General features: G+C 69.1%; 14 protein-coding genes. 9 read left to right on the forward strand and 5 right to left on the reverse strand.

From position 1 onward, the window contains the following. The first annotated feature begins 52 nt into the window (after positions 1–52). Positions 53–931, forward strand: a complete 879-nt coding sequence (locus QRT08_RS11295; RefSeq protein ID WP_286046054.1) for a succinylglutamate desuccinylase/aspartoacylase family protein — start codon at positions 53–55, stop codon at positions 929–931. Here QRT08_RS11295 and gfo6 read toward each other — a convergent pair. Continuing rightward, the gene (gene gfo6, locus QRT08_RS11300) at positions 926–1990 is read right to left on the reverse strand and encodes a D-xylose 1-dehydrogenase Gfo6 (RefSeq protein WP_286046055.1); all 1065 of its coding nucleotides are present in this window, start codon (positions 1988–1990) and stop codon (positions 926–928) included. The genes QRT08_RS11295 and gfo6 overlap by 6 nt on opposite strands. Before the next feature lie 172 nt (positions 1991–2162). Here gfo6 and QRT08_RS11305 point away from each other — a divergent pair, with 172 nt between their 5' ends. Further along, on the forward strand, positions 2163–2705 hold the full coding sequence (locus QRT08_RS11305) for a halocyanin domain-containing protein (protein ID WP_286046056.1): 543 nt from the start codon (positions 2163–2165) through the stop codon (positions 2703–2705). Positions 2706–2785: 80 nt separating this feature from the next. Here QRT08_RS11305 and QRT08_RS11310 read toward each other — a convergent pair whose 3' ends face one another. After that, the gene (locus QRT08_RS11310) at positions 2786–3964 is read right to left on the reverse strand and encodes a hypothetical protein (RefSeq protein WP_286046057.1); all 1179 of its coding nucleotides are present in this window, start codon (positions 3962–3964) and stop codon (positions 2786–2788) included. A 148-nt stretch (positions 3965–4112) separates the two neighbouring features. Here QRT08_RS11310 and QRT08_RS11315 point away from each other — a divergent pair, with 148 nt between their 5' ends. Together QRT08_RS11315 and QRT08_RS11320 are read left to right on the forward strand one after the other, a co-directional pair. Continuing rightward, entirely contained in the window at positions 4113–4490 is a 378-nt protein-coding gene (locus QRT08_RS11315) for a winged helix-turn-helix domain-containing protein (RefSeq protein ID WP_286046058.1), read from the forward strand. A gap of 2 nt (positions 4491–4492) precedes the next feature. Continuing rightward, positions 4493–4786, forward strand: coding sequence for a DUF7521 family protein (locus QRT08_RS11320; RefSeq protein ID WP_286046059.1), 294 nt, complete (start codon positions 4493–4495; stop codon positions 4784–4786). Between the two features lie 51 nt (positions 4787–4837). Here the strand turns inward: QRT08_RS11320 and QRT08_RS11325 are convergent, their stop codons facing one another. Then, on the reverse strand, positions 4838–6880 hold the full coding sequence (locus tag QRT08_RS11325) for a cation:proton antiporter (protein WP_286046060.1): 2043 nt from the start codon (positions 6878–6880) through the stop codon (positions 4838–4840). Positions 6881–7046: 166 nt separating this feature from the next. Here QRT08_RS11325 and QRT08_RS11330 point away from each other — a divergent pair, with 166 nt between their 5' ends. Next, positions 7047–7208: a hypothetical protein gene (locus QRT08_RS11330; RefSeq protein WP_286046061.1), complete on the forward strand. Its 162-nt coding sequence runs from the start codon at positions 7047–7049 to the stop codon at positions 7206–7208. Between the two features lie 93 nt (positions 7209–7301). Here QRT08_RS11330 and ilvD read toward each other — a convergent pair whose 3' ends face one another. Further along, positions 7302–9056, reverse strand: coding sequence for a dihydroxy-acid dehydratase (gene ilvD / locus QRT08_RS11335; RefSeq protein ID WP_286046062.1), 1755 nt, complete (start codon positions 9054–9056; stop codon positions 7302–7304). Between the two features lie 75 nt (positions 9057–9131). Here ilvD and QRT08_RS11340 point away from each other — a divergent pair, with 75 nt between their 5' ends. From QRT08_RS11340 to QRT08_RS11355, 4 genes are read left to right on the forward strand one after another with little or no spacing between them, the layout of a single operon-like run. Beyond that, positions 9132–10382: a four-carbon acid sugar kinase family protein gene (locus QRT08_RS11340; protein ID WP_286046063.1), complete on the forward strand. Its 1251-nt coding sequence runs from the start codon at positions 9132–9134 to the stop codon at positions 10380–10382. Then, entirely contained in the window at positions 10375–11400 is a 1026-nt protein-coding gene (pdxA, locus tag QRT08_RS11345) for a 4-hydroxythreonine-4-phosphate dehydrogenase PdxA (protein WP_286046064.1), read from the forward strand. The genes QRT08_RS11340 and pdxA overlap by 8 nt, the downstream gene beginning before the upstream one ends. Then, positions 11397–12701, forward strand: coding sequence for a nickel pincer cofactor-dependent isomerase, group 22 (locus tag QRT08_RS11350; protein ID WP_286046065.1), 1305 nt, complete (start codon positions 11397–11399; stop codon positions 12699–12701). The genes pdxA and QRT08_RS11350 overlap by 4 nt, the downstream gene beginning before the upstream one ends. Positions 12702–12752: 51 nt before the next feature. Further along, positions 12753–13640 (forward strand): dihydrodipicolinate synthase family protein, encoded by an 888-nt coding sequence (locus QRT08_RS11355; protein ID WP_286046066.1) that lies wholly within the window; start codon positions 12753–12755, stop codon positions 13638–13640. Here the strand turns inward: QRT08_RS11355 and QRT08_RS11360 are convergent. Beyond that, positions 13637–15016, reverse strand: a complete 1380-nt coding sequence (locus tag QRT08_RS11360) for a GntP family permease (RefSeq protein WP_286046067.1) — start codon at positions 15014–15016, stop codon at positions 13637–13639. The genes QRT08_RS11355 and QRT08_RS11360 overlap by 4 nt on opposite strands. Between the last annotated feature and the right edge of the window lie 167 nt (positions 15017–15183).

Raw genomic sequence — 15183 nt, forward strand, 5'->3', positions numbered from 1 at the left:
GCGATAGCCATCACGCGGCGTTTATTTTCCACCGGTACCCATTGCGCGGTAGATGACACCTCCCGTCCGCCCCTCGCGTCGCACCGTTCTCGAAACCGTCGGCGGCACCCTCGCGGCGACCCTCGCCGGCTGTCTCGGCGGCGACGGAGGCGATCGGGGGGAGGACGGCGACGACGAACCCGCCGAGACCGAACGCGAGACCCGCCCGTTGATGGCGGGGACCGCCTACGAGACTGCGGTTCACGTCCTGACGGCGGGCGACGGCCCGACGGGGATGGTCCTCGGGGGCGTCCACGGCAACGAGGTCGGCGGGGTCGAGGCCGCCCACGTCGCCACGGAGTACGACCTCGCGGCGGGACGGCTCGTCGTGATCCCCGAGGCCAACAAGCCGGCGGTCGACGAGGGAACGCGCAACGGCCCCGACGGCAACCTCAACCGCCAGTTCCCGGCCGGCGAGGAGCCCACCACGGAGATCGCCCGCGCGCTCTGGGCGGAGATCGAGGAGTACGACCCCGACTGCCTGATCGACATGCACACCTCGCGGGGGATCCTCAGGGTCGACGAGGGCGCGGTCGGCCAGACGGTGTTCTCCTCGCCCGCCGAGGGATCGAGCGAGGCCGCCGAGACGGCCGTCGAGTACGTAAATACGGAGGTCATGGCCGACTTCCTCGAGGAGCACCCCGAGTACGCCTTCCGGGCGGCGCGGGTCGAGGACGAGGACATCCAACAGAGCGACCAGGCCCACCTGATGGCCGCGATGAAGGCGGGAAGCGACCTCGGGACGAAGGGGTGGATCACCGAGGTCACCTACCGCGGGCTGGATGTCGACCAGCAGGCGTTCCTCCACGACCGCTTGGCGATCCGGCTGCTCGCCGAGAACGGCCTCGAGGTCGAGAGCCCGCTCGACGGCGAGTCCCTCCAGTCGCTATAGCTCGACGCGCTCGCCCGTCTCGTCGGCCTCGTAGACGGCCTCGATCGCCCGGATGTCGACGACACCGTGCTCGCCGTCCGGCGCGGGGTCGGTGTCGGTCAGCAGGCAGTGCGCGAAGTAGTCGAACTCCTCACGCATCTGGTTTCGCTGGTCGAACTCCACCGTCGAGCGGGTGCCCTCGCGTTCGACGACCAGCTTCCGGGGCCGGCCGGGGAAGAAGGGGCGGTCCAACAGGAGTTGGCCCTCGGTGCCGACCACGCGGAGGTGGCTCTCCTCCGTGGCGCTGTGGCTCACCGATCCCGTGAGGACGATCCCGTCCTCGAACTCGAACTCGAAGCTCGCGTGCTCGTCGGTTCCCTCGAACTCGGGTTGATTCGACCAGGTCCGCCCCGTGGCGGAGACGGGGTCCCGATCCAGCAGGAACCGGGTCGTGTTCAGCGGGTAGATCCCGATGTCGTTCATGGTCGTCCCGCCCGAGAGGTCGGGGTCGAGGCGCCAGTGGTCGGGGCCGTCGACAAAGGAGAGCATGTCGTCGGACATACCGCCAGAGACGCTCACCGGGTCGCCGATGACGCCCTCTCGCAGGAGGTCGCGCGCCCGGCGGGTCGCGGGGTCGGTCTGGACCCGGTAGGCGATCATCAGGGTGACGCCCTCGGCCTCGCAGACCGCGGTCAGTTCGCGGGCGCGTTCTTCGGTGATCTCCATGGGCTTCTCACAGAGGACGTCCTTACCGAGTTCGGCGGCGGCCCGGACGTGATCGAGGTGGAGCGCGTTTGGCGTACAGACGTAGACGGCGTCGTAGGCCTCGCTCGCCTCGCCGTCGGCGAACGCCTCGTAGTCGATGGCGCGTTCGACCTCCGTTCCCTCGACCTCGCTCGGATCCGTGACCGACCCGCTCACCGTCACGGTCGTCTCACAGAAGTCGCTCCCCTCGATCGCGGGGATGGCCTCCTCGGTCGTCCACCAGCCCATCCCGACCATCGCGAACCGGACCGTTCCCTCCTCGCGCTCCTGCCAGTCGCGATCGGTGAACTCGCTCAGGAACTCTGTGACGGACATGTCTCGGGGTTCGGCGGCCGCCCGTTTATATCGTATGCTACCGGTCGTCGGAACCACGCCGCCGATGGAGCCGACCCCTCTATCGGAGGGGAACGCGCTCGCCACCGATTCTCGAAGTCCGAGAAGCGTGATCGGTGGTTTATGTCTGGCCGACGTACAGTTCGACACCGGTATGAAACCCAACGACATCGACCGACGACGCTTCCTCCGAATCGCCGGTGTGACCGCCACCGCGACGCTGGTAGCCGGCTGTACCGCGGCGGACGACTCCGACGACGACGGAAACGGCGGGACGGACGAGGGATCGACACCGGAGGAGAACGGAGACGAGGGCGCCGGCGAGACGGACTTCGTGGGCTCCGAGGAGGAACCGGACTACGGCGGATTCATGGACGACGTTCCCAACTACGAGAGGACCTACGACTTCCGCGGCGAGGAGACCGTCGACGTGGCCGTCGGTGCGGGCGATGGGGGCCTGACGTTCGAGCCGGCGGCGATCATGGTCGACCCCGGTACTACGGTGATATGGGAGTGGACCGGCGAGGGCGGTGCCCACAACGTCACCGGCGAGGACGGGTCGTTCGCGAGCGAACTCGTCGGCGAGGCCGGCCACACGTTCGAACACGCCTTCGAGGAGGCGGGCGTCTACGAGTACGTCTGTACCCCCCACGAGGCCAACGGCATGAAGGGCGCGGTCGCGGTCGCCGACGAATAGACCCTCGACGGACGGGTTCGTCCGGGCTCTTCCGGACCCCGTTTCGAAGCGTATCGTACACCCGAGCCACCGCCATCCCGTCAGCGCGTCGCGAACGCGCCGGCGAGGAGGTACCCGTACCCCAGGACGCCCGAGAGCGTGAGTACCGTTCCCGCACGCTCGACGAGCGCCATCGAACCCCCTGCGCCGACGGCCTGAATCGCGACGCCGACCGCGAGCAGCACGACGGCAGCGAGGGCGGTCCGATCGGTACACCCCCGCCACCGCCCGACGTTCGGCGGGTAGAACTGGAGGGAGACGCCGACGACGGTCATGCCGAGAAAGCCGAGGAGCGTGACTCGGCGGTGGGCGACGACGAGCGCCGGGTCGAGCCCCGCGAGCGCGAACCGGACGCCGAGCGCGACGGCCACGATCCCCCACCCGGCGCCCGCGAGGACGCCGTAGAACGCGATCCGGCGTCGGTCCGACCGCCGGAAAAGTGTCGCGAACCCGACGGCGTACGCGGTCACGGCGAGCGCTTCGATCGACGCGGCGAGGGCGAAGGAACCGCCCGCCGGAAGCGTCGCGGCGAGCAGTATCGGCCCGAGCGCCCCGGCGGGGAGGACGGCGTACACGAGCGACCGCGGCGGCTCGGCCACGAGAAACCGCGGGAACAGCCGGAACCCGAGCGCGAACACGAGGAGCGTCGCGGTCCCCGCGCCCAGTAGATGGGTCGCCCGGGGTCCGTAGCCGTCGAACAGCGGCGGGACGACGCCGTGGAGGGCGAGGGTCTCGTAGCTCCCGATCAGGAGGTACGCCAGCGCGACCGGCACGAACGCGTTCGCCACGCGGTCGACGGCCGCCCGGTGGACGTTCGCGCCGCCGGTCCCCGTCTCCGCGCCCGTGGGGTTGTCCCGGATCGTCCACGCCAGGAGCGCGACGAACAGCGAGACGCCGACGGCCCACGAGAGGGCACCGACGACGCCGACGACGGTCGGCACGCCCGCGATCGGAGCGGCCGCGAGACACGCCACCCCGGTCGCCGTCAGCGGAAGCTGGACGATCGCCACCCGCGGTTCGGCGAGGTCGCGCTCGAAGTACGACGGCACCAGCGAGTAGGCCTTCCCGAAGACGACGTGCAACACGAACCCGTAGAGACCGAGGGCGACCTCCGTCCCGCGGGGGACGCCGACCAGAAGGCTCGCCTGCCAGACGACGAGCGAGCAGACGGCGACGGCGACGTATCGGCGCGCCCAGCGGGAGATCGTCGCGGCGGTCATGGACGACTGTTAGCCCGGCCGCAGAAAGGTCTAGTGCCGTTTCCGGTTCGGCTCGCCCGGGGTCCGATCCGCCACAGCCGGCGAGCGCCGTCACGCTGGCGACGGCTGTCGTATCAGTTATATCACTTCGCCGTGAACGTCCGGTCGGATGGCTCGGGACCCGTTCGCCAAGGAGGACGACCCGGAACCCGCTGACGTCCTCGCCGCGCTCTGTGACGACGACTGCCGGGCGATCGTTCGGAACCTGGAGGGCGCGATGACCGCGAGCGGCGTGTCGGAGGCCTGTGATATCCCGCTCTCGACGACGTACCGGAAATTGGACATGATGGCGGAGGCGACGCTGTTGGAGGAGCTGACGGAGATCCGCACCGACGGGCGCCACACCACCCGCTATCGGATCGGGTTCGACGAGGTATCGATCTCGGTCGCCGAGGACCGAACGCTCGATCTGACGATCTCTCGACCCCCGCGCACCGCCGACGAGCGGCTCGAGGCGCTGTGGTCGGAGGTACGACAGGAGATCTGACGATGGTACACGAAACCGCACCGGATTGGGTAACGGTTGGACTGATCGTGGTCAAGACGCTCGTGGTCGTCATGGGCGGGGCGGTCACGTACTTCGCGTACAAGGCGTTTCGGCGCACCCGGAGCCGTTCGCTCGGACTGCTCTCCGCCGGGTTCGCCCTGGTGACCCTCGGGAGCGCCCTCGCCGGGTTCGCCTTCGAGATCCTCGGGGTGTGGCTCGGCCTCGGCGTACTCGTCGAGGGACTGTTCGTGCTGGCGGGCCTCTCGCTGATCGCCTACTCGCTCACGGAGGGATGAGTCGACGGCCACCACGGCCGCGGCAACGACCCATCGGCCACCGTCATCGAATCACCGAAGCCGGAGGAACCGCCGGTCGTCCGCGCGTTCCGCGCTCGCCGGGTAGACGACGAGGAAATCCCCCTCGTGAAGCGTCGAGATGCTCTTCGGGAGCGTTCCCAACTCGGGATGCCAGCCGCGGGTCCCGCGGCGGGCGCTCATGCAGACGACGAGGTCGTCGGGCGACACGTCGTCACGAAGCAGCGCCAACAGCGCCTTCCAGTCGCTCACGGTCTCGAACCCGACGTCGACCGCCGGCTCGATCCGCTCGACGGCCCGCTCACAGCGTTCGGATTCGCCGACGACGACGCCGCGAACCCGCACGCCGATCCGGGTCGCGAGCGTCTTGACCGTGTGAATCGCCTCGGCGAAGCCCGCGTTCCCGTCGATCCCCGGCGGGAGCAGGAGGACGATCCCTCGGGTGGTGTTGAGCGGCTCGCGGACCCGCGAGACGAGTACCAACTGGCTGGTCCGCCCGAGCACCTGATCGATCACGTCGCCCAGCACCCGCTGACGGCGCGAGCGCGCGCCGTCCCAGCCGATGACGAACGTCGTGATCCGGTTCTCGACGCCCGCGTTGACGATGCCGGAGGCGACGTTGTACTCGAGTCGGGTCCGCGTCTCGACGGGCACCTCCGCCCCGGAGGCGTACTCGGCGGCCCGGTCGAGCATCGACTCGGCGCGCGCCACCCGCCGTTCGACGCCCTCGCCGGGTTCGACGACCGTCAGCACCCGGAGCGCCTCGCCCGAGCGCGGGTCGCGGAGCGCGAACGCGAGGTCGAGCAGCTCCTCGCGGTGTCTCGACCCCGCCGAGAACGGTATCAACACCCGCTGGCGCTCCCCGCGGACGGCACCGCGCTCGCCGGCGACCGCCAGCCGTTTTCCGGCCCGTTCGACGACGGCGGGGCTGATCACGCTGGCGGCGAGGATCATCACCACGACGGCGTTGACCATGTCCCCGTCGAAGCCCTCGATCCCGAGGCGAAAGCCCACGAGGACGATCGCCAGTGCCGCGGCGGCCTGCCCCAGCGAGAGGCCGAACATCCCCGCGACCTGCTCGCGGTCGAAGCCGTAGAGCCGCCCCGTGAGCCACGCCGCGGCGAACTTCGTGACCAACACGCTCGCGACCAGCACGCTCGCGATCAGGAGCGTCCGCGGGCCCTCGGCGACCGCGCGGACGTCGACGAGCATCCCCACCGAGAGCAGGAAGAAGGGGATGAACAGCGCGTTGCCCACGAACTCGATGCGGTTCATCAGCGTCCCGTGTTCGGGGATCAGCCGGTTCAACACGAGCCCCGCCAGAAAGGCGCCGACGATGGGCTCGACGCCCGCCACCTCGGCGAGGTACGCACAGACGAACAGGGTGCTCATGACGAAGAGGAACTCGAAGTAGCTCTCCTCATCGACGGTGCGGAAGAACCACGTCCCGACTCGCGGGACGAGGACCCAGACGCCGGCGAAAAAGAGCGCGAGGCCGATTCCCAAGCGCACCCAGAACGCCGCGTCGAGCGCACCCTGCGCCGAGGCCGCGACCACCGCGAGCACGAGCAGCGCCAGCGTGTCCGTGAGGATCGTCCCGCCGATGGTCGCGGTCATCGCCTCGTCCGTGACGATTCCCAGCTTGTTGGCCACCGGGTAGGCCAACAGGGTGTGCGAGGCGAATATCGAGGCGAACAGCGCCGCCGCCGGGATCGAGAGGCCGAGTACGAGCACGCCCGCGACCGTTCCCACTGCCTGCGGGATCACGAACGAGAGCAGACCGAAGACGACGCTCCGGTCGACGCTCGTCGCGAACTGATCGACGTCGATCTCGAGGCCCGCGACGAACATGAGGTAGATCAGCCCGACCTCCCCCAGCAGAACGATCGTCTCGCCGCGTTCGAGCACGCCCAGCGCGTTCGGGCCGATCGCCGCCCCGACGAGGATCACGCCGACGATCCCGGGCAGGCGATAGCGCTGGAAGAAGAGCGGTGCGGCGAGGAAGACGATCATCGCGAGCGCGAAGATCAGTACGGGGTCCGAGACGGGGAGCCCGGAGACGGCCGGCCGGATCATCGCCTCGGCTCTCGACGCGGTCGTCGCCCGACGGCCGCCGCCCGGTCGTCGTCTCTCGATCCCATCGGCAGGTACCCCGATGGAGTCGGGCCAGCCACATAAACCCGTTCCGTTGTGTTGACACGACCGCCAGCGGTTTCATGCCGGCTCCCGTCTACCCGTCGGCATGGACAAACGGTCGCTCGCGATCAGCCTCCTCCTGCTCGGCCTCGCGTTCGTAGGCGTGATTCACACGATCGCCGACTTCGCCTACGGCACCGGTCTCTCGGGGATCGGGATCCCCCTGATCGGAATCGCGCTCGTCGGTCTCGTTCTCGTGAACCGTTAGGCCCGCTTCGCACCCTCGCGCCGTGCGTGCCTTTTCCCTCGATCGACGAATACCCGCACCGAAAACCGATCGGCCGCAGCGATGTTCGACCGGTCAGTCCCGCTTCGCACCGGGGTTCGTCACTGCGCCGTTTGCGGCCGATCCGAACAGCGCGCCGTATTTCGCGAGGACGCCGGTGGTGTACTGGGGTTCGCGTCGCTCCCAGTTCTCGCGGCGTTCTGCTAGCTCGCCGTCGCTCACGTCGACCGAGAGGGTTCGCTCGCGGATGTCCACGGTCACGATATCGCCCTCTTCGACCAGCGCAATCGGGCCGCCGTCGGCGGCCTCGGGCGCGACGTGACCGATCATCGGCCCGCGGGTCGCCCCCGAGAACCGGCCGTCCGTCAGCAGCGCCACGTCCTCTTCGTGGCCCTGGCCGACCACGGCGGCGGTAACGCCGAGCATCTCGCGCATGCCGGGCCCGCCGCGAGGCCCCTCGTTGCGGATGACGAGGACGTCGCCCGAGGAGACGTGCCCCTCCTGGACGTACTCCATCGCGTCCTCCTCGTTCTCGAACACCCTGGCGGGGCCCTCGTGGTGGAAGGCGTCGTCGCCCGTCACCTTCAGCACCGCGCCATCGGGTGCGAGGTTACCAGTCAAAATCTTGATCGCGCCCTCCTCCTGGTAGGGCTCGTCGGTGGTGTAGATGAAGTCGGCGTCGACCGCGTCGTCGTCGGGGATCTCGCCTGCGTCCTCCAGGTGTTCGAGTTCCTCCTCGATGGTGCGTCCGGTGACGGTCATCGCGTCGCCGTGGACGTGGCCCGCTTCGAGCAGGCGACGCATCACCACGGGGACGCCGCCCTGTTCCCAGAGGTCCTTCATGACGCGCGTGCCGCCGGGCTGGAGGTTCGCGATCTTGGGCGTTCTCCTGGAGATCTCGTCGAACTCCTCGATGTCGAGGTCGATCCCGGCCTCGGCGGCCATCGCCAGCAGATGTAACACGGCGTTGGTCGAGCCGCCCATCGCGACCTGCACGGCGATGGCGTTCTCGAAGCTCTCTTTCGAGAGGATCTCGGAGGGAGTGCGCTCGGCCTCGACACATTCGAGCGCGAGTTCGCCGGCCCGGCGCGCGACCTCGTAGCGCTCGTCGGTCTCGGCCGGCGCGCCCGCTGATCCCAGCGGCGCGAGCCCGATCGCCTCGCTGATCGAGGCCATCGTGTTTGCGGTGAACATCCCGCCACATGAGCCCGCGCCGGGGCAGGCCTCGTGTTCCATTTCGACCAGCTCCTCCTCGCTCATCTCGCCGGAGCTCACGGCGCCGACGCCCTCGAAGACGTTTTGTACCGTTATCTCGCGGCCCTCGTGCTCGCCGGGCATGATCGAGCCGCCGTAGAGGAAGACCGAGGGAAGGTCGGTGCGGATGGCAGCCATCATCATCCCGGGGAGGTTCTTATCACAGCCCGCGACCGTCACCAGCGCGTCCATGCGCTCGCCGAACGCCACGAGTTCGACGGAGTCGGCGATGACCTCCCGCGAGATCAGGCTGGCTTTCATGCCCTCGGTCCCCATCGAGATGGCGTCGGAGATGGTGATCGTCCCGAACTCGATTGGCATCCCCTCGGCGTCGTCGACGCCTTCAATCGCCGCGTCGGCCACGTCGTCGAGGTGGACGTTACACGGCGTGATGTCGGCGGCGGGGTTGGCGACCCCGACCATCGGCGAGGACAGATCCTCGTCGTCGTAGCCCATCGCACGGAACATCGCCCGATGGGGTGCGCGTTCGACCCCCTCGGTCACCTCGCGGCTCGGCAGGTCCTCGCGTTTCTCGCGTCTCTCGCGACGTTGTCGCTGTTGCGGCGTGTTACTCATATCCAATCGGCCGGTTCGGAGGGGTTAAAAGCTGCCGATGACGGGTGTTTTCACGATCGGAGATAACGTCCATCCATGGCACGCGTACTGGTCGTCGCCGACGACCTCACCGGCGCGACCGACACCGCCCACGCGTTCGCGAAACGGGGGTACGAGACGGCTGTACAGGTCGACCCGGACGGGATACCCCCGAACGCGACCGTTCTCGCGGTCAACACCGACTCCCGGTACGCCGGCCCCGGGACGGCCGCCGATCGGGTCGACCAAGCGATCTCGAGAACCGACGCGTCGATCGTCTACAAGAAGATCGACTCCACCCTCCGTGGAAACGTCGAAAGCGAGGTCGAGGCCGCCATGGACTGCGGGTTCGACCGCGCGCTGTTCGCGCCCGCTTCGCCCGCCGTCGGCCGGCTCACCGCCTGCGGCTACCACCTCGTGGACGGTCGACTGCTGACCGACACCGAGTACGCCGAGGACCCGAACGGCCCCACGAACGCCCACCTGCCGGCGCTGTTCGAGGGGTTGGGCCGCCCCGTCGGGCATCTCGGGGTCGAGACGGTCGCAACCGGCTCGAACGCCGTCCGCGAGGCGCTTGCCAACGACCCTTCGAAGGCGCTCGTCGTCTGTGACGCGACCCACGACCGCCACCTCGCGACGATCGCACGGGCGGGCGGCGAACTCGAGGGCGCAACGCTCTACGTCGGCAGCGCCGGTCTCGCCGAGTACGTCGCCGTTCCGGGCGACCCCGACGGCGCCTCATCGCACCCGGGTGCCGTCGGCGACGGCGGCGCGCTCGGGATCGTCGGCAGCGTCAGCGAGCGCTCGTTGGAACAGCTCTCGGCGCTCCCCGAGGAGTGGGTACTCGCGATCGGCCCCGAGGCGCTGCTCGCCGATCCCGAGGGTGCGGGTCGGGAGGCGGGCCAGCAGGTCGAAAAGCGCCTCGCGGACGGCCAGCACGCCGTCGCCACGGCCGCGCCGGATCGAGCGGCGGTCGAGCGCACCCTCGAACTCGGTCGGGATCGGGATCTCGACGACGAGGCGATCCGGGCGCGGGTCGCTCGAGCGCTCGCGTATACGGCGCATGCGAGCATCGAGGACGCGGCTGGACTGTTCGTCACCGGCGGGGAGGTGGCGATGGCGGTTCTCGGCCGACTCGAGGTTCGAGCCCTCTCGCTCTCGGGCGAGGAGATCGAGGCGGGGGTCCCGGTCGGTCGAATCGACGGCGGGATCGCGGACGGTACGCCGGTCGTCACCAAGGCGGGCGGGTTCGGGAGCAGGGAGACAGCGGTTAACTGCCTGCGGTCCCTCGGTGGCGACCATGAGTAAGCCCACGATCGGAATCACGATGGGCGATCCGGCGGGGATCGGCCCCGAGATCATCGTCACGGCGTATCGCGAGCTACGGGAGGCGGCCGATCCGGTGGTGATCGGCGACGCCGGGGTCGTCGAGGCCGCCTGCGAGGTCTGCGGGTCAGCCCTCGGGATCGAGCGGGTCGACTCGCCCGAGGAGGCCTCGTTCGAGCGCGACCGGATTCCGGTGCTCGATCTGGACAACGTCGACGAGTTGGTGCGGGGCGTCGTCCGCGAGGCCTACGGGAAAGCGAGTCTCGAGTACATCGAACGCGCGATCGAACTCGCACAGGCGGGCGGGATCGACGCCATCACCACCGCGCCGATCAACAAGCAGTCGACCGAACTCGCGGGCAGCGAGTACGCGGGCCACACGGGGATGCTCGCCGACTACACGGGTACGGAAAACTACTCGATGATGCTGATCGAGGGCGATCTCCGGGTCACGCACGTCAGCACGCACGTTCCCCTCAGGGAAGCCTGCGACCTCGTGAGCGAGGAGGCCGTCCTCGACACCATCCGGGTGACCGACGAGGCGCTTCGCGAGTTGGGAATCGCGGAGCCGACGATCGCCGTCGCCGGACTGAACCCCCACGCAAGCGACGGGGGACTGCTCGGGTCGGAGGACGGCGCGGAGATCGAACCCGCCGTCTCGCGCGCCCGCGAGGAGGGAATCGACGTCTTCGGACCGGAATCGCCCGACACGGTCTACGTGCAGGCGGCCCGCGGCGCCGCGGACTGCGTCGTCTCGATGTACCACGACCAGGGCCACATCCCGATCAAGATGCTCGGCTTCGCCGAGGGCGGGGCGGTCTCGGGCGTGAACGTCACGATCGGCCTACCGATAATCAGGACGAGCGTCGACCACGGCACCGCCTTCGACATCGCGGGCGAGGGGATCGCCAGCGAGCGGAGCCTATTGGAGGCCGTCGAGGTCGCGAGCGGGATGGCCGGGAATCGAACCCGGGTTGAAGCGGGAGGTGAGGGGGCGTGACCCTCGAGTTTCCCGACCGCGAGACGCTTCGCGGCGCGAACGACGTCGAACCCGACGACTTGCCCCGGTTCGCGCGCGCGACCCGCGAGCGCGCGGTCGATTCGATTTCCGACGTCGAGGGCGCCGCCCGCGAGGCAGTCTCTGACCTGCCGCTCGACTCGCTCGATCCCGGCGCGGAAGTCGCGATCACCGCCGGGAGCCGCGGCATCCACGACATGCCCGCACTGCTGGAGGCGGCGGTCGACGAACTGCGCGAGCGGGGGTTCGAGCCCGCCGTGATCGCCGCGATGGGATCCCACGGCGGGGCGACGGGCGAGGGCCAGCGCGAGACGCTCGAAGCGCTCGGGATCACCGAGGACCGTCTCGGGTGCGCGATCCACACGTCGATGGATGTCGACGAAATCGGGCGCGATAGTCTGGATCGGCCGGTCTACGTCGCCGAGGACGCGCTCGCGATGGACGCGGTGATCCTCGCCAACCGGATCAAACCCCACACCGACTTTCACGGACCGGTCGAGAGCGGCCTCTGTAAGATGGCGGTGATCGGACTGGGAAAGCACCGCGGCGCCGAGTCGCTGCACAACGCGGGGCTAGCCTCTGATTTCAGCGAGGTGATCCGGGAGCGCGCCGAGTTGATCATCGAGGAGAGTCCAGTCATCGGGGGAATCGGGCTGATCGAGGACGCCGCCGACAGGGCGGCCCACGTCGAGGGCGTGCCCGCGGATCGCATCCTGGAGCGCGAACCAGAACTCCTCGACATCGCCCGCGAGGAGCTTCCGACCCTGCCCGTCGACGACCTCGACGTTCTGATCCTCGACGAGATGGGCAAGGACGTCTCGGGGACGGGCATGGACACCAACGTGATCGGCCGGGTGCTCTTTCACGGCGAGGACGAACCCGATTCTCCACGGATTACGCGGATCTACGCGCGCTCGCTCACGCCCGCCTCCCACGGCAACGGCGTGGGACTGGGGCTGGCCGACTTCGTTCATCGGAGCGTCGTCGACGAACTGGACCTCGGGGACACGTACGTCAACATCGTCACCAGCGGCGAGACCACGCGGGCGCGCATCCCCCTCGTCGTCCCCGACGACCTGACCGCTCTCGTACTAGCGTGTTCGACCACCGGGGTCGCCGACCCCGCCGACCTGCGGGTCGCTCGGATCGAGAACACGATGGAGCCCGACGACCTGCTGGTTTCGGAACCCGTCGCCCGCGAGTTGGCGAGCCGCGAGGACGTCTCGGTCGGCGAACTCGAACCGCTCGGATTCGAGGACGGGAAACTCGAACCTCTCGACTGAGGAGTTACCGGGACGGAAACCCCTTTGGGGGTGCTTCCCGGATCGACGTGTATGACCGTACCCGACGGTTCGTTCACCGGCGTGCTGTGCCCGATCGTCACCCCCCTCGATGGGGACGGGGTCGACGAGGAGTCGCTCGCATCGCTGACCGAGTTCATCCTCGAAAACGGCGTCGACGGCCTCTTTCCCTGCGGCACCACGGGAGAGTTCGCGAGCCTCGCGCCCGAGGATCGAAGCCGCGTCATCGGGACCGTCGCGGAGGCCGCGGGCGACGCGCCCGTGATCGCCGGCGCGGCGGGCACGAGCGTCCCCGAGACCCTCCAGCGCATCGAGGAGGCCGAGGCCGCGGGCGCGGACGCGGCGGCCATCGTCGGCCCCTATTTCCACACCGCCAACGACCCGGCCGGCACCGAGCGGTTCTTCGAGGCGATCGCCGACGAGAGCGCCCTACCGCTGTACCTCTACAACATCCCAATGTACGTCGGGAGCGAGATCCCCGCCGAGACGGTGGGGGCGCTCGCCGAACACGAGTCCGTGCGGGGGATGAAAGACACCAGCGGCGACCTCTCCTATTTCCTCTCGGTCGACCGCCGGACCCCCGAGGAGTTCGTCCTCTTTCAGGGCTTCGACACCCTCCTTGTACCCGCACTGCGGATGGGATCGAACGGCGGCGTCCACGCGCTGGCGAACGTCATCCCCGAGGTCTTCGCCGAACTGCTCGGCTCGGCCGACGGCGAACGCGGGGCCGAACTCCAGCGCGAGGCGGTCGCGCCGCTGTTCGAACTCTGCGTCGAGTACGGCTTCGCCCCGGCGACGAAGGCCGCGCTGGTCCACCGCGACGTGATCCCGAGCGACGAGGTTCGGCCGCCGCTGGTCGAACTCAACGACGAGGCGAAGGAGGCGATCGGCGAGGCGGTCGACCGGGCGCTCTCGGTTTAGAGCGGGACGAGCGCCGAGAGGACGAGGACGATCAGCAGTCCCGAGACGGACATCACCGTCGCGACCGCCGAGTAGGTCTTGAACGTCTCCATCTGGGTGAGGCCGGCGACCTCGCTGATGATCCAGAAGCCGCTGTCGTTGTACCACGGCGCGATCATGCCGCCGAAGCCGACGGCCATCATCAGGTAGACCGGGTTGGCGGCGAACCCGCCCGCGAGCGGGGCCATGATCGCCGCGCCGGTCAGGATCGCGACCGTGCCCGAGCCCTGTGCGACCCGGATGACCGCGGCGATCAGCCACCCCGCGACCAGCAGTCCGAGGCCGAGTTCCTGCAGGCCCCCGGCGATGTACTCGCCGACGCCCGCCGCCGCGAGCATCGCCCCGAAGGTGCCGCCCGCCGCCGTGATGGCTATGATGTTGCCGCCGCTCTTGATCGCCTCGGTCAACTCGTTCCCGAAGCGTTCCTTGTCGCCGGCCATCTCCATGCGGAAGAAGGTGAACGCCGAGAGCAACGCGGCGGCCGTCAGCGCGAAGTTCGGGTCGCCGAGAAAGGAGGTGAGGGCGTCGATCGGGCCGCCCGCCGCGATCGCGCCCTCCTCCGCGAGCACGCCCGCGACCGTGTTCGAGGCGATCAGCACGACGGGAACGACGATCGGCAGCGACGACTCGAGGAGGCCGGGCAGCGCGCTGGTCGGGCGCTCGGTCCGCTCGCGGAGGTCCTCGGGCGAGGAGCCCATCGCCTCCCGGAGCGGGAAGTCCTCGCGACCGTGGAGAAAGCGGCCGTAGACCACGCCGCCGAGAATCGAGGCCGGCAGCGCGACGATCGAGCCGACGACGATCGCCAGCCCGAGATCCACGTTCAGTTCGGCGGCCATCGCCAGCGGGCCGGGCGTCGGCGGGACGAGCATGTGTGTCGCGAGCGCCCCCGCCGCGAGCACCGAGACGTACAGCGAGAACTTGATCCCCGTCCGGGCCTTCATCGAGCGCCCCAGCGGCGCGAGCAGGTAGAAGACGTTGTCGAAGAACACGGGTATGGAGAGGACGTAACTCGATCCCAGCAGGGCGTACTCGGACCTTCCCTCGCCGGTCACGGAGAGAAAGGCCCGGACGATCCGGTCGGCGGCCCCGCTGTCCATCAGCGTCTTGCCGATGATCGCGGCCATCAGGATCGGGATCCCGATCGAGACCATCACGTCGCCGAACGACTGGGCGATCTCGGCGGGCACGTCGGCGAACGGCACCGCCGGGGTGGCGACCCCGATCGCCATCGCCGCGAGGATCAGCCCCACGAACGCGGGGAGTTTCAACCAGACGAGCAACAGTACGACCGCCGCCACGCCGATGGCGAAGGAGACCATCGGGTTCTCGAGTACCATGGTGTCGTGTGTCGATCATGGTCGTCCGTAGTAAACCTTGGCCTCGTGGTAATCCCGTCACCCTCTCGCGGTTCGCTCCGGTCCCCCCAGCAGGTATCCGGTACTGCTGGTCCGCGCCGAGGAGTGGCCGGGAGCGATGGCGGGATTGCCACCGTCGAAACGCCCTT

Source organism: Halalkalicoccus sp. NIPERK01 (assembly GCF_030287405.1).
Taxonomy (GTDB): domain Archaea; phylum Halobacteriota; class Halobacteria; order Halobacteriales; family Halalkalicoccaceae; genus Halalkalicoccus.

What these genes read in the sequence shown, in the direction of transcription:
- QRT08_RS11295 (WP_286046054.1), top strand. Translation starts at nt 53, where the DNA reads ATGACACCTCCCGTCCGCCCCTCGCGTCGCACCGTTCTCGAAACCGTC.
- gfo6 (WP_286046055.1), bottom strand. Translation starts at nt 1,990, where the DNA reads ATGTCCGTCACAGAGTTCCTGAGCGAGTTCACCGATCGCGACTGGCAG.
- QRT08_RS11305 (WP_286046056.1), top strand. Translation starts at nt 2,163, where the DNA reads ATGAAACCCAACGACATCGACCGACGACGCTTCCTCCGAATCGCCGGT.
- QRT08_RS11310 (WP_286046057.1), bottom strand. Translation starts at nt 3,964, where the DNA reads ATGACCGCCGCGACGATCTCCCGCTGGGCGCGCCGATACGTCGCCGTC.
- QRT08_RS11315 (WP_286046058.1), top strand. Translation starts at nt 4,113, where the DNA reads ATGGCTCGGGACCCGTTCGCCAAGGAGGACGACCCGGAACCCGCTGAC.
- QRT08_RS11320 (WP_286046059.1), top strand. Translation starts at nt 4,493, where the DNA reads ATGGTACACGAAACCGCACCGGATTGGGTAACGGTTGGACTGATCGTG.
- QRT08_RS11325 (WP_286046060.1), bottom strand. Translation starts at nt 6,880, where the DNA reads ATGATCCGGCCGGCCGTCTCCGGGCTCCCCGTCTCGGACCCCGTACTG.
- QRT08_RS11330 (WP_286046061.1), top strand. Translation starts at nt 7,047, where the DNA reads ATGGACAAACGGTCGCTCGCGATCAGCCTCCTCCTGCTCGGCCTCGCG.
- ilvD (WP_286046062.1), bottom strand. Translation starts at nt 9,056, where the DNA reads ATGAGTAACACGCCGCAACAGCGACAACGTCGCGAGAGACGCGAGAAA.
- QRT08_RS11340 (WP_286046063.1), top strand. Translation starts at nt 9,132, where the DNA reads ATGGCACGCGTACTGGTCGTCGCCGACGACCTCACCGGCGCGACCGAC.
- pdxA (WP_286046064.1), top strand. Translation starts at nt 10,375, where the DNA reads ATGAGTAAGCCCACGATCGGAATCACGATGGGCGATCCGGCGGGGATC.
- QRT08_RS11355 (WP_286046066.1), top strand. Translation starts at nt 12,753, where the DNA reads ATGACCGTACCCGACGGTTCGTTCACCGGCGTGCTGTGCCCGATCGTC.
- QRT08_RS11360 (WP_286046067.1), bottom strand. Translation starts at nt 15,016, where the DNA reads ATGGTACTCGAGAACCCGATGGTCTCCTTCGCCATCGGCGTGGCGGCG.